General features: G+C 64.7%; 12 protein-coding genes. 8 read left to right on the plus strand and 4 right to left on the minus strand.

Going from position 1 to position 13,583, the window contains the following annotated elements:
* Positions 1 to 96: 96 nt before the first annotated feature.
* From DMB86_RS20995 to DMB86_RS09920, 3 genes are all read right to left on the minus strand, one after another.
* Complete coding sequence (locus DMB86_RS20995; RefSeq protein WP_227878288.1) at positions 97 to 657, minus strand: DUF6036 family nucleotidyltransferase; 561 nt, start codon at positions 655 to 657, stop codon at positions 97 to 99.
* Positions 654 to 1,274 (minus strand): helix-turn-helix domain-containing protein, encoded by a 621-nt coding sequence (locus tag DMB86_RS09915; protein ID WP_227878289.1) that lies wholly within the window; start codon positions 1,272 to 1,274, stop codon positions 654 to 656. The genes DMB86_RS20995 and DMB86_RS09915 overlap by 4 nt, the downstream gene beginning before the upstream one ends.
* 515 nt (positions 1,275 to 1,789) lie before the next feature.
* A complete protein-coding gene (locus DMB86_RS09920; RefSeq protein ID WP_227878290.1) occupies positions 1,790 to 2,815 on the minus strand; it encodes a LacI family DNA-binding transcriptional regulator in 1,026 nt (341 codons plus the stop codon).
* Positions 2,816 to 2,957: 142 nt separating this feature from the next.
* On the opposite strand from DMB86_RS09920, the gene DMB86_RS09925 reads away from it, so the two are divergent.
* Genes DMB86_RS09925 through DMB86_RS09960 form a run of 8 tightly spaced genes read left to right on the plus strand, consistent with a single transcriptional unit; the run spans position 2,958 to position 12,881 of the window.
* Entirely contained in the window at positions 2,958 to 4,481 is a 1,524-nt protein-coding gene (locus tag DMB86_RS09925; RefSeq protein WP_418202326.1) for a sugar ABC transporter ATP-binding protein, read from the plus strand.
* Positions 4,482 to 4,510: 29 nt separating this feature from the next.
* Positions 4,511 to 5,545: an ABC transporter permease gene (locus DMB86_RS09930; RefSeq protein ID WP_227878291.1), complete on the plus strand. Its 1,035-nt coding sequence runs from the start codon at positions 4,511 to 4,513 to the stop codon at positions 5,543 to 5,545.
* Positions 5,542 to 6,579, plus strand: a complete 1,038-nt coding sequence (locus tag DMB86_RS09935) for an ABC transporter permease (RefSeq protein ID WP_113717616.1) — start codon at positions 5,542 to 5,544, stop codon at positions 6,577 to 6,579. Before DMB86_RS09930 ends, DMB86_RS09935 begins: the two co-directional genes overlap by 4 nt.
* 47 nt (positions 6,580 to 6,626) lie before the next feature.
* Entirely contained in the window at positions 6,627 to 7,676 is a 1,050-nt protein-coding gene (rhaS, locus tag DMB86_RS09940; protein WP_227878292.1) for a rhamnose ABC transporter substrate-binding protein, read from the plus strand.
* A 54-nt stretch (positions 7,677 to 7,730) separates the two neighbouring features.
* Positions 7,731 to 8,126, plus strand: coding sequence for an L-rhamnose mutarotase (locus DMB86_RS09945; RefSeq protein WP_113717617.1), 396 nt, complete (start codon positions 7,731 to 7,733; stop codon positions 8,124 to 8,126).
* Positions 8,123 to 9,289: an L-rhamnose isomerase gene (gene rhaI / locus DMB86_RS09950; protein ID WP_113717618.1), complete on the plus strand. Its 1,167-nt coding sequence runs from the start codon at positions 8,123 to 8,125 to the stop codon at positions 9,287 to 9,289. The genes DMB86_RS09945 and rhaI overlap by 4 nt, the downstream gene beginning before the upstream one ends.
* A gap of 2 nt (positions 9,290 to 9,291) precedes the next feature.
* The gene (locus tag DMB86_RS09955) at positions 9,292 to 11,346 is read left to right on the plus strand and encodes a bifunctional aldolase/short-chain dehydrogenase (RefSeq protein ID WP_418202268.1); all 2,055 of its coding nucleotides are present in this window, start codon (positions 9,292 to 9,294) and stop codon (positions 11,344 to 11,346) included.
* Complete coding sequence (locus DMB86_RS09960; RefSeq protein WP_113717620.1) at positions 11,343 to 12,881, plus strand: rhamnulokinase; 1,539 nt, start codon at positions 11,343 to 11,345, stop codon at positions 12,879 to 12,881. Before DMB86_RS09955 ends, DMB86_RS09960 begins: the two co-directional genes overlap by 4 nt.
* Positions 12,882 to 13,085: 204 nt before the next feature.
* On the opposite strand, the gene DMB86_RS21000 is transcribed toward DMB86_RS09960, so the two are convergent.
* On the minus strand, positions 13,086 to 13,325 hold the full coding sequence (locus tag DMB86_RS21000) for a substrate-binding domain-containing protein (RefSeq protein WP_236783327.1): 240 nt from the start codon (positions 13,323 to 13,325) through the stop codon (positions 13,086 to 13,088).
* Positions 13,326 to 13,583 lie beyond the last annotated feature (258 nt).

Genomic DNA, 13,583 nt, shown 5'->3' on the forward strand with positions numbered 1-13,583 from the left:
CTCGTGCAGATGCGTGGAACGTTGTGGCTGCGGTGGCGAAAGCTGACGCGCTGATGTGACTCGAAGGTGGGTATTTTGGCGTCGGAGGCGCCTTTGCTAGTGGTTGGTTTCGGGCTTGAGGGTTGTTGCTGCGTCGAGGGCGTCGTCGACGACGATGAGGTAGTTATCGCGGCTGGCGGCGAGTGGGATGGAGTGTTCGCCGTACTTCTCGAAAGCGAGGTCGACGGCGTCGACGGCGTTGGTGATGTTGAGTTTGCGCAGGAGCCGGGCGATGTCGAGGGTGTCTTTGTCTCGTTCGGCCGCGATCTTCATCGCCAGGAGGGTTTCGTCGTCAGCGGCCTGGATGGTTAGCCCGTCGAGTTCCTCGAGGGTGACCCAGGTGGCGTTGTCGGGGATGAATGCTGATGCGTTGGAGTTGAGCCAGTCTGGAGCCAGGTCATAGTCGGTGGCCATCTCGGCCACGATCGAGTTGACGCTGGTTTTCTCGGCGTAGCTGGCGTCGATGTCTGCGGTGGGGCGGTTGCCGACACCCTGCAGGATCAGCGCGGCGCCGCCAACCAACTTGATGTCACCATGTGTGCCACGTGCTTCCAGCCGGTTGGCGAGTTCATGGAGGAGGGCCAGGATTTGCTCGCCAGTAAGTTCACCGACGCTCAAGCGGTGGCCAGGCTGCGTTCGCGGATGAAGACGTTCAAGGCGGCGAGCTCGTTCGGTGTCTCGGACTGGGTAAGTTTCTTCATTGGTTCGCGGACGCTCCGGTAGGAATCAGCCGGCATCCATGGGTGCTTGAGGGGCTTGATGCGTCTTGTCCAGGCCGGGGCGGGTTGATTGAGGCGGTGGGCGGTGTAGTTGGTGATCCCGGCCAGGGCTGCGGACCATTGCGGATCCTTGAGCTGGGGGCTTCGTTGGAGTAACGGCTTGCCGGCTTTCAGGGACGCGCTGGCGTAGTCGGCGAGCATCTTGATGGCGAATTCAAAGTCCCTGTTGGCTAGAAGGTCCGCGAACGTGGCTGCGTAGTCGCGCCGTTCCGGGTCATGGTCGCTGCCGCGGGGGATGGGTGTTGCCGTTGCGAGGGACAGGCCGAGCGCTGCGAACACCTCCATGGCCTTGCCGAGTTCTGCGCGTTCGTGGCCCGATTCGAGGTCAATGAGAAATTTCCGCGACACACCGGCGGCATCGGCCAAGGCTTGCTGGGTCAGTCCCTGACTTATTCGTTGGCGGCGGATCAATGCACCGGCCGCGGACGGAGTGTCTATGGTGCTCTCAGATTTCAAGGCGTCGTCCCTTCTACCTTCATTGTGTCACCGAACGGTGACAATCGCATCTTTGCGGTTAGAAGAGGTCGAGGATAGTGGTTCCATTGCGGGCTGTTCCCGCCGGGAACATATTTCCCTCGGGACTGGCCCGGACAGCGGCAGATTGGGTCGTATTGCCGCGTTGGTTTGTCACTTCCCAGTGTTTGCAAGGGCTGAAAGCTGGGTCGAGTCCCGCCTCGGGCACAGTGTTTCCGCAGGTCGGCGCGCCGTAAGCGCGTGACCGACGTTGAATTTGTCCACGGATTTGTCCACGGATTTGTGCAGTGGACTGGTGGGCTTCCCGCACTGCTTTAGCGGCACGCTTTGCCGCGTTTGGCCTCGGGATGATCGTGCAGCTGGGGGGGCCGTCACATTCTGGCTGGCATGCCTGCGCAATGGTGCGATCCGGTAACGGGACGTCCCCGAGGTTTCTTGATGCCCCATGAGGAGGCGGTCTACATTTGAGCTGTCGGACAGCCCTGGCCGGTCCCGAATTATCCGCTGCTGTCACGTTCAACGAGCGTGGGCTTGAAAACTATCCTTGTGGCTTTCTGCTCGGGGTGGTTGGCCTCCTGGAGAAGCAGATCCATTGCCGTGCGGCCGAACTCATTGCTGGGCTGATGGATTGAGGTGAGAGGAACCACGGCGGCTTCGGCGAATCCGATGTCGTCGTAGCCAACGATCGCTACGTCTTCAGGCACGCGAAGGCCGCTTCGGAGGACCGCCTGCAAGACGCCCAGCGCGAGGAGGTCATTCGCGGCGAAGATCGCGTCGGGGCGGGTCCCCGTGGGCCGGCCGGCGAGGCTGGCGCCGGCCCGGCGGCCCTCGGCGATGCTCAGACCTGCGGTTGGCACCAGTTCCAGGCTGACCCCCTCCTTGGCAGCCGCCACTTGGCTGGCGCCGAGGAACCGCTCCTCGACTTGTCGGATGGACAGTGGACCACCGACGAACCCGATATGCCGTCGATGGCGGGAAACCAGGTGCTCGACGGCAAGGATCCCGCCGGCAACGTCGTCCATCGACACCGAGCTGAAGGACGGATCGGTGCTGACACGGTCTACCAGCACAACGGGAATTTCGCGCTGGCGGAGGCGGTGAAGCCGTTCATCCACGTTCCCAATGGGGGAGATTAGCACTCCGTGGACTCGCTGTTCCTCGAAGAGATCAAGGTATCTTCCTTCGAGTTCAGATTTGTCATCGCTGTAGCCAAGAAGTACCGAGTACCCCGCTGCAGCCGCCTGAACTTGGGCCCCCCGGGCGATGTCCGTGAAGAAGGGATTGGCGACATCCAAGATCAGCAGGCCGATGGCATTGCTGTGGCCATCACGAAGCTGTCGCGCTGCGTCGTTTCGAATATAGCCGAGCTGGTGGATGGCCGCTTGGACCCTCGCAACCGTGGATACTGAAACCTTAGCGGGACGATTCAGGACGTTGGAAACCGTTCCCAGGGACACCCCAGCGAGTGCCGCGACCTCCTTCATGCTTGCTGCAGCCACCCCGGAAACCTCACTTTCTGCCATTAATTCCCTGCCATGCCCCACTTCGATTATGCCGGATGAAACGATGAACCAAATCCCTTGACCCGCCCAACCGGGGCAGGTACATTGAGTTCATTGTAACGTTTCATTGTCCTTGTCAGACGTCGTGGAAGCAGGATTATCAATGTCGATGGATTCGCAGGCGGCGGGCCCTCCGGTCCTTGAGCTCGAGGGCGTGGCGAAGTCCTTTGGCGCTGTCGTGGCCCTGACATCCGCCACGCTGACGGTGAATGCCAATTCCATCCACGCCCTTGTCGGGGAAAACGGCGCCGGTAAGTCGACGTTGGTAAAGATTGTTGCCGGACTCTACCAGCGGGACGGGGGGACCTTCCTGTTCCGCGGCGAGCCGGTTGACTTTACTTCGACGGCAGCTGCGAAGCAGTCCGGCATCGCTGTCATTTATCAGGAGCCGACGCTGTTCCCGGACCTCTCCGTCACTGAGAACATCTTTATGGGGCGCCAGCCCACCGATCGCATGGGTCGGATCGATCGCAGGGCGATGCGCGCCGAGGCGATGGAAATATTCGGGCGCCTCTCGGTCAGCATTGACCCCGACCGCCTGGCGGAGGGACTTTCGATCGCGGACCAGCAGATCATTGAGATCGCCAAAGCCATTTCATTGGATGCCCGACTGCTGGTAATGGATGAGCCCACAGCGGCGCTGAGTGGCCTGGAAGTTGAGCGGCTCTTCGCCGTGGCCAGGAGCCTGAGGGATGAAGGCCGGGGATTGGTGTTTATCTCGCACCGCTTTGAGGAGGTCTTTGCGCTGTGCGACATGGTCACGGTCATGCGCGATGGCGCCTTCATCTCCAGCGACGCCATTGGGGAGGTCACTGAAGATGAGATTGTCCGGCGCATGGTTGGGCGTGAGGTGAGCAACCTGTTTCCCAAGCAGGAAGCGGACATCGGCGAGGTGGTCCTCCGCGTGGAAAACCTTGAGTCAACGGGGCTCTTCCATGATGTCTCCTTTACGGTCCGTTCCGGTGAGATCGTCGCCCTGGCTGGGCTGGTTGGGGCTGGAAGAAGTGAGATTGCGCGCGCCATTTTCGGAGTGGACGGGTATCGCGCGGGGAGTGTCACCCTCGCCGGGAAACGGATACCCAAAGGCGACCCGAGCGCGGCCATGCAGGCAGGCATCGGCTTTGTTCCGGAAGACCGGCGGAAACAAGGCCTCGTGTTGGAATCCTCCGTGGCACGCAATTCGACGCTGGCGATCCGCAAGGGACTCTCAAGGTGGGGTTTTCTGGGTTCGAAAGCCGAAAATGCGGCGGCAGCAATATGGTCGAGCCGCCTGCAGGTCAAGGCAAGTTCGCTGGATACCTTGGTGGGGACCCTCAGCGGCGGTAACCAGCAAAAGGTCGTCCTTGCAAAATGGCTGGCGACCAACCCGCAGGTTTTGATCATCGATGAGCCCACGCGGGGGATCGATGTTGGCACCAAGGCTGAAGTCCATCGGTTGATCAGTGAACTGGCCGGCCGGGGACTGGCCATCTTGATGATCTCCTCTGAACTGCCGGAGGTGCTGGGGATGGCGGACCGTGTCCTGGTGGTCCGAGAAGGCCGGATCACCGCGGAAATCGACCGCGCGGTGGCGACCGGCGAAAATATCATGTACGCCGCCACGCATGCTGCAGGGGAGACCGACTGATGACAACACTGTCACCACGCAAGGCCGCAATGAACTCTGGAGCGCGGCCCCGGCCAGGGCTCGCGGCAGTCCGGCACGGGCTTGGCCGGCTCGCCCGGGCCCGGGAGACGGGCATTTTCCTGGTCATTGTTGTCATTGTCGTTGCCACGACCATCGTCAACCCGAGCTTTCTTTTCTCGACCGACGGGTGGCGGGACCTGCTCCTGACCCCCGCAATGTTGCTCCTGCTCGCCGTCGGGCAGGCCATGGTCATCATCACCCGCAGCGTGGACCTCTCAGTGGGCTCTGTCGTGGGACTGACCGCCTACTTGACCGGGCAGCTCTTCATCGGTGTTCCGGGCGTCCCGGTGATAGCCGTGTTTCTGATCGGGGCTGCCGCCGGGGCCGTCCTGGGACTCGTCAACGGAGTCCTGGTGTCTTTCGCCAAGGTTCCCGCGCTGGTCATCACGCTGGGGACGCTGTATGCCTATCGGGGGATCAACGTCCTGTGGACGGGCAGCAACCAGATCAACCCGTCCCAGCTGCCCGCCTCCTTCCTTGATATTGGAACAAACTCAGTGGCCGCCATTCCGTACCTGTTCATCATCGCCATGGTAGTGGTGCTGGTGGCCGGCTGGTACATGCGCAACAAGCGCAGCGGCCGCGAACTCTACGCCATCGGCTCAGATCCCGCCGCGGCCGAACTCTTTGGCTTGAAGGTACGCCGCAGGATACTTGGTGCGTTCATCATTTCCGGTGCGCTGGCCGGGCTGGCCGGCGTGCTCTTCGCCGCCCGCTACGGCACGAGTAACTCGCAGACGGGGTCCGGACTGGAACTTCAGGCCGTCGGTGCCGCCGTTATTGGAGGCGTGGCCATTTTCGGTGGCAGCGGCTCGATTTACGGCGCCGCCATCGGCGCCTTCCTCCTCACGACCATCAGCCGGGCACTGCCGATCCTTGGCGTCCAGAGCTTCTGGCAGCAGGCAGTCGTCGGGCTGCTCATCATCGGGGCCATTGTGCTCGACCGCTACCTCGCCCTGCGAGTGTCCAGACGGCTCATCGCGGCCAGGGAGATCAGCTCATGACCAGCATCGACGTTAATTCCAGAGGACCGCTCGGTGGCAGCGACCGCAGGATTCCGGCCTATGGCAGCCCGCTCTGGCGACGGCTGCTGGTATCGAGGGAAGCGACCGTGATCGGGGCGCTGATCCTCGCTTGGGTGGTGGCTGCGATCGCCGTGCCCTACTTCAGCTCGACCACGACGCTGACCTTCCTGCTCCTGGACACGGCCCCGATCCTCATGATCGCGCTGCCCATGACGTTCGTCATCATGACCGGTGAAATCGACCTGTCGGTTGGGAGCACCGTGGGGCTGAGCAGCGTCCTTCTGGGTCTACTCACCCAGGCCGGGGCCCCGTTCGGCTGGTCAATTGTGCTTTGCCTTGGGCTCGGGCTAGTCTGCGGTGCGCTCAACGGCTTCCTGGTCACCGTGATCGGTCTGCCCTCGATTGCCGTCACCATCGGCACCATCGCCCTCTACCGGGGGATCGCCGTCGGACTGCTCGGCACCACGGCGATCGCCAACTTCCCCGCGTTCTGGTTGAACCTCGCCCAGGCAGACATCGGGACCACAGGGATCCCTGTGATCATGGTGCTGATCGTGGTGCTCATCCTGGCGTTCGCAGCCGTCCTGCACTTCACACCCTTTGGGCGCGGCCTGGTCGCCCTCGGCCTCAGTTCCGACACGGCCACCTTCTCAGGAATCAACGTCAACCGTTCAAAGTTCATCTCGTTCCTGCTGACGGGGGCGGTCTCGGCCTTGGCCGGTGTGTTCTGGACGTTGCGGTATTCCAGTGCGCGCGGCGACAACGCGACCGGCCTTGAACTCTCCGTCATCGCTGCCGTGCTCCTCGGCGGCGTCTCCATCTTTGGCGGCAAGGGCGCCCTTCCCGGCGTCATTGCCGGTGTCCTCCTAATCGGTGTGCTCCAAAGCGCCCTCCAGCTCGCGAATGTCAGCTCCGACGCGATCACCATTGTCACCGGAGTGGTCCTGATACTGTCCGTGATCACCCCGCAGATCATCAACCGGACCCGGCGGCGCAGACCGCGGGCCGGTTGACGCCAGACCCACCACATGCCCTGCCACACTCGACGAAGGAAGAAACAATGATGTCTCACTTAAAGGCCGGCCGGAAGCCGAGTCGACTCCTCGGCCTCGCTGCCGGTGTTCTGGGTTTCGCTCTCATCCTCACCGGCTGCTCGTCAGGAGGCGGCAGTCCCTCCGCCTCGGGCGGCTCCAAGAACTACAAGATCACCTTCCTGCCGAAGTCACTCGGCAATAACTACTTTCAGGCCTCTGACGGCGACGGCGGCAAGTCTGCCGTGACCGCGTTCGGCGGGACGTACCAGGAAGTGGGTCCCACCGCCGCGACAGCATCGGCGCAGGTCAGCTACATCAACACGTTGACACAGCAGCACGTTGGAGCCATTGTCCTCTCCGCCAACGATCCCAGCGCCTTGTGCACTTCCCTGAAACAAGCCATGACCGCTGGCGTCAAGGTCGTCACCTTCGATTCGGATGTCAATCCGGACTGCCGCAACGTCTTCGTCAATCAGGCCTCCACCCAGGGAATCGCCCAGGCCCAGGCCGACAACATTGCCAAGGAAATCGGTGGCAAGGGTGACATCGCCATCCTGTCGGCCACCGCCAACGCCACCAACCAAAACGCCTGGAACAAGGCGATGATCGCCTACATCGGCACGAAGTACCCCGATCTCAAGGTCGTCACCACGGTATACGGCAACGACGACGACCAGACCTCCTACGATGACACAGCGGCCCTGGTGCAAAAATACCCCAACCTCAAGGGCATTGTCTCACCGACGACAGTGGGCATTGCCGCCGCCGCCCGCTACCTGTCCACGTCGCAGTACAAAGGAAAAATCGCGCTGACAGGCCTGGGCACGCCCAATGCAATGCGCGCCTATATCAAGGACGGCACCGTGGGGTCGTTCGCGCTCTGGAATCCCAGCGACCTGGGTTACCTTGCCGCCTACACCGCCAAGGCACTGATTGACGGAACCATCACCGGAAAGGACGGCGACTCGTTCAAGGCCGGAAAACTTGGAGAATACAAGGTCGGCCCGGACGGTACGGTCCTGCTGGGCAAGCCAACCACATTCGATAAGTCGAACATCGGCAAGTTCAACTTCTGACCACTTGGCCGGGGCGGTCACCCCGTCCCGGCCCTCCCACACACCGGAGTAGGAATGACCCGCGTCTGCTTCACCCTGCAGGTGGATCCTTTGCAGATCCCCGAGTACAAGGAGCGCCACAGAGAAGTATGGCCCTCGATGCTCCGGGAAATCCAGGCGTCGGGCCGACGCAACTATTCCCTTTTCCTTCGCGCGGACGGCCTCCTTGTGGGCTACTTCGAGACCGATTCGGTAGACGCCGGAGAAGAGTACCTGGCCTCCTCGGAGGCCGCCGCCGAGTGGGAGCGCCACATGGGCTCCCTATTCAACGGGATTGAGGGCCGCGCTGATCAGGGTGCAACCCTCCTGGAGGAAGTCTTCAATCTGGACGATCAGTCCAAGAATCTGGAAGACCAGGCCGACGGCCTCAATTCTCGCCAAACAACCCTGCACCAAGGAGAAACGGCATGACCACGTTCGCCGAATTAGTTCCGACCCTCCAACGCCTGGCGATCGAGGTGCCGTCCTGGGCGTACGGCAACTCCGGCACCCGCTTCAAGGTCTTTGGCACCCCGGGCACGCCGCGGACCGTCCAGGAGAAGATCGCCGATGCGGCGAAGGTCCACGAGCTGACCGGCCTTGCCCCGGCGGTGGCGCTGCACATCCCGTGGGACAAGGTGGACGATTATGAGGCCCTGAAGAGCCACGCCGCGGGCCTGGGCGTGGGTCTGGGCACGGTCAACTCCAACACGTTCCAGGACGATGCCTACAAGTTCGGGTCGCTGACCCATGTGGACAGGAAGGTCCGCCGCCAGGCCATCGACCACCACTTTGAATGCATCGACGTCATGGACGCCACCGGTTCACGGGACTTGAAGATCTGGCTGGCGGACGGCACGAACTATCCGGGCCAGGGTGACCTGCGCGGCCGCCAGGACCGGCTGGCCGAGTCGCTGCAGGAGATTTACGCGCGGCTGGGCGATGGCCAGCGCATGGTCCTGGAGTACAAGTTCTTCGAGCCGGCTTTTTACCATACGGATGTCCCGGACTGGGGCACTTCGTACGCGCACACGCTGGCCCTGGGGGAGAAGGCAAAGGTGTGCCTGGACACGGGGCACCACGCCCCGGGCACGAACATCGAGTTCATCGTGGCGCAGCTGCTGCGCCTGGGCAAGCTGGGGTCCTTTGACTTCAATTCACGCTTCTACGCGGACGACGACCTCATTGTGGGGGCGGCGGACCCGTTCCAGCTCTTCCGCATCATGTTTGAGGTGATCCGCGGGGGTGGCCTGGGCCAGGACTCCGGTGTGGCGCTGATGCTGGACCAGTGCCACAACCTGGAGGAGAAGATTCCGGGCCAGATCCGGTCGGTGCTCAACGTGCAGGAAATGACGGCCCGGGCGCTTCTGGTGGACCGGTCGGCCCTGGCGGAGGCGCAGGAATCCGGGGACGTGCTGGGTGCGAACGCGCTCTTCATGGACGCGTTCTACACCGACGTCCGCCCGGACCTGGCGCAGTGGCGGGCATCCCGGGGGCTGCCCGCGGACCCGCTGGCCGCCTATGCCGCCAGCGGCTACCAACAACAAATCAACGAAGAGCGCGTGGGCGGAACCCAGGCCGGATGGGGAGCGTAACCATGAACGGTATTGCCAACAACACCAACACGACTGTTGATGAGCTGATTTCCCGGTCCAACCGCCTGGGTGCGGACAAGCGCATCACGAACTATGCGGGCGGCAACACCTCGGCAAAAGGCATTGCCGCGGACCCCGTCACGGGGGAGCCGGTGGAACTGTTGTGGGTGAAGGGTTCCGGCGGGGACCTGGGCACCTTGGCGGAGTCCGGCCTGGCCGTGCTGCGCCTGGACCGCATGCGCGCCCTGCAGGATGTTTACCCCGGGGTGGAGCGCGAGGACGAGATGGTCGCGGCGTTTGACTACTGCCTGCATGGGAAGGGCGGGGCGGCCCCGTCGATCGACACGGCCATGCACGGCCTTCTCGACGCCGCGCACGTGGACCACCTGCACCCGGACTCCGGCATCGCCATCGCCACGGCGGCCGGCGGCGAGGATCTGACTGCGCGGATTTTCGGTTCCCGGGTGGCCTGGGTGCCGTGGCGGCGCCCCGGCTTCCAGCTCGGCCTGGACATTGCCGCCATCAAGGCGAACAACCCCGACGCCGTGGGCACCATCCTAGGTGGGCACGGCATCACCGCCTGGGGCGCAACCAGCGAGGAAGCGGAGGCTAATTCGCGCTGGATCATCGACACCGCGGAAAAGTACATCAAGGACCACGGCAAGGAAGCCCCTTTCGGTCCAAGGCTCCCCGCGTTCGAAGCACTACCGGAGGCCGAGCGCCGGGCCAAGGCGGCCGCCCTGGCTCCTACCATCCGGGGGCTGGCCTCCACGGACAAGGCCGCCGTGGGCCACTTCAGCGATGACCCCGCCGTGCTGGATTTCCTGGCCTCGGCCGAACACCCGCGACTGGGTGCCCTGGGCACCAGCTGCCCGGACCACTTCCTGCGCACCAAGGTCGCCCCCCTTATCCTGGACCTGCCCGCCGGTGCGTCGGTGGAGGACTCCCTCGCCCGGCTCAAGGAGCTGCACGCCGAGTACCGCAGGGACTATGCCGAGTACTACGGGCGCCACGCGCAGCCCGATTCGCCCGCCATGCGCGGGGCGGACCCGGCCATCGTGCTAATACCGGGCGTGGGCATGTTCTCCTACGGGGCGAACAAGCAGACGGCCCGGGTGGCCGGGGAATTCTACCTCAACGCCATCAACGTCATGCGCGGCGCCGAGGCGCTCTCCAGCTATGCTCCCATCGAGGAGGCGGAGAAGTTCAGGATCGAGTACTGGGCGCTGGAGGAGGCCAAGCTGGCCCGCCTGCCCGGGCCCAAGTCCCACGCCGGGCGCATCGCACTGGTGACCGGTGCGGCGTCGGGCATCGGCAAGGCCATTGCCACCCGGCTGGCCGCCGAAGGCGCCTGCGTGGTCATTGCCGACCTCAACCTGGACGCGGCCCAGGACGTGGCCGCCGCGCTGGGCGGCCCCGACGTGGCCGTGGGCATCCGGGCCGATGTCACCGATGCGGCCGCGGTGCAGTCCGCGGTGGACGCGGCCGTGCTGGCCTTTGGCGGGCTGGACCTGGTGGTCAACAACGCCGGGCTCTCCATCTCCAAACCCCTGTTGGAAACCAGTGAAAAGGACTGGGATTTGCAGCACGACGTGATGGCCAAGGGTTCCTTCCTGGTCTCGAGGGCGGCCGCGAAGGTGCTGATCGAGCAGGACATGGGCGGGGACATCGTCTACATCTCCTCGAAGAACTCCGTTTTTGCCGGGCCCAATAACATCGCCTACTCCGCCACGAAGGCCGACCAGGCCCACCAGGTGCGCCTGCTGGCGGCCGAACTGGGCGAGTACGGCGTGCGCGTCAACGGCATCAACCCCGACGGCGTGGTCCGCGGCTCCGGCATCTTCGCCGGCGGTTGGGGCGCCAAGCGCGCCGCCGTGTACGGTGTGGAGGAGGAAAAGCTGGGCGAGTACTATGCCCAGCGGACACTGCTTAAGCGCGAGGTCCTGCCCGAGAACGTGGCCAACGCCGCGGCCGTGCTCACCAGCGCCGAGCTGTCGCACACGACGGGGCTGCACATCCCCGTCGACGCTGGCGTGGCCGCAGCCTTCCTGCGATGAACGACACCGCCGAAACAGAACGCCACCCCGCGGCTGCCCGTGGCGGGGAGGCGTTCGTCGCCATTGACATCGGTGCCTCCTCCGGCCGGGTCATGCTCGGGCGCGTCAACACCGATACAGGGGCAGTGCTGGAGACAGTGCACCGCTTCCCCAACGGCGTCCAAGAAATCGACGGCGCCCTGCGCTGGGACTTCGGCGCACTGTTCGCTGAGGTCCTGACGGGACTGTCAGCTGCCGCCGTGGCGGCGGCACTGCGGGCGGAGCGGATCGCGAGCATCGGCATTGACACCTGGGCGGTGGACTACGGCCTCGTGGACGCCGCCGGCGCCCTCGTGGCCCAGCCGCACAGCTACCGGGACGGCCGGAGCAACGCCGCCGTCGCAAGGGTCCACCAGGCGCTGGGCCCGGAACGGCTCTACGCCACCACCGGGCTGCAATTCCTGCCGTTCAACACGATCTACCAGCTCGCCAGCGAAGCCAGCCTGGCCGGCCTGCAGGCCCTCCTGATCCCGGACCTCATTGCCTTCCGGCTCACTGGGGCCCGACGCACGGAGGCCACCAACGCCTCCACCACCGGATTGTTCGACGCCGTCGCCGGGGAATGGGCCACCGAATTCTTCACGGTCCTCGGCTTGCCTGCCGGGCTTTTTCCGCCGCTGATCCAGCCGGGCGAAACGGTTGGCACGCTGCTCCCGGCCGTGGCGGCCGCCACCGGGCTGCCCGGGGAGACCCGGGTGGTAGCCGTGGGGTCGCACGACACCGCCTCCGCCGTCGCGGCCGTTCCCGCAGCCGGCCGCAATTTTGCCTACGTCTCCTCCGGCACCTGGTCCCTGGTGGGCGTCGAGCTCACCCACCCCGTCCTGACGGAGGCCAGCCGCGCTGCTAATTTCACCAACGAACGCAGCGTGGACGGCACCATCCGCTACCTGCGCAACACGGGCGGGCTCTGGCTGCTCAGCGAATCCATGCGCACGTGGACGCAGGAGCGCCGGGACACGCCCGCCGCCGGGTCCCCGGCCCCGGCGGCGCGGCGGCCCGGGCCGGCCCTGGCGGAACTCCTGGCCGCGGCCGCGGCGGAGCCGGCGGGCGGACCGCTCATCGACGTGGACGCGGAGGCTTTCATCGCACCCGGCAACATGCCGGCCCGCATCCTGGCCGCGGCCAACGCAGCGGCCGCAGCGCTCGAGAACCGGCCGGCCGCCGTCGTGCGCTGCGTCCTGGACAGCCTCGCGGCAGCCTACGCACGCACGGTGCACGATGCCTCGGCCCTGTCGGGGCAGGCCGTGGACGTGATCCACATAGTGGGGGGCGGCTCGCAAAACACCCTGCTGTGCCAACTTACGGCCGACGCGACAGGCAAGAAGGTCATCGCCGGCCCCGTCGAGGCAACAGCCCTGGGAAACGTCCTCATCCAGGCGCGCGCCGCCGGAACCGTCACGGGCGGGCCCGACTCACTCCGCGGCCTCGTTGCCGCCGGCACCCGGCTCAAAGCCTACGAGCCCAGCGCGGCGCCGGAGTCGATGGTCCGGCGGTAACCGGCCCTCAAGTCCACCCCCATCTTTCAACGCGAGGGACGCCCGATCGCCTTGAGCCATGGCCCGTTCAGCAGGGACCGGCGGCCGTGGCGTCCTGCTTCCTGCCTTCAGCGGGCGGACGAGTCCCTTGTATTTCACACGGTTGCGGGACCTTCCAAGGGCGTATGAGCAGGCCGTTGACAAGGGTGGACGGGGGCAGTTCCCTTAGGCACCACCCGTACTTTCGCGGAGAATGACTCGCCCGGCAATCCTGACAGAAGTCGCGTCGTCCGACAGTGCACCCAAAGTTATGAACCGCCCGCTCTCCTCAAGCGGCAGGCCCACAGTGGTGAGCGCCGGCCGGAAGTCCTGCAGCCATTCGATGTCATCGAATCCAGCAAGCAGGACATCACGTGGAACTTTAAGCCCGTTTTCGCGCAGTCCGGCTGCCACTCCGCTGGCCATGACGTCGTTCCCGGCGAAGATGCACAGCCTTGTCTGTCTCGCGACAGCGTTGAGCTTCCGGGCAATCTTGACGCCGGCTTCGTAGCCCCGGCCCGGTTGAACGGGACACGGATGATCTCCGCGGCCGGGCGGCCGGCGTGGGCCAATCCTTGCTGGAATCCCCGGATCCGCCCGTCCGAGGTGGCCAGCCCGTCAGCGCCACCACAATCACGAATGGGCCGTCGTGGCTGCGTGCAAGTTCCTGCCCCAGATCCCGGG

Origin of the sequence: Arthrobacter dokdonellae (assembly GCF_003268655.1) — a bacterium.
GTDB classification, from domain to species: Bacteria; Actinomycetota; Actinomycetes; order Actinomycetales; family Micrococcaceae; genus Specibacter; species Specibacter dokdonellae.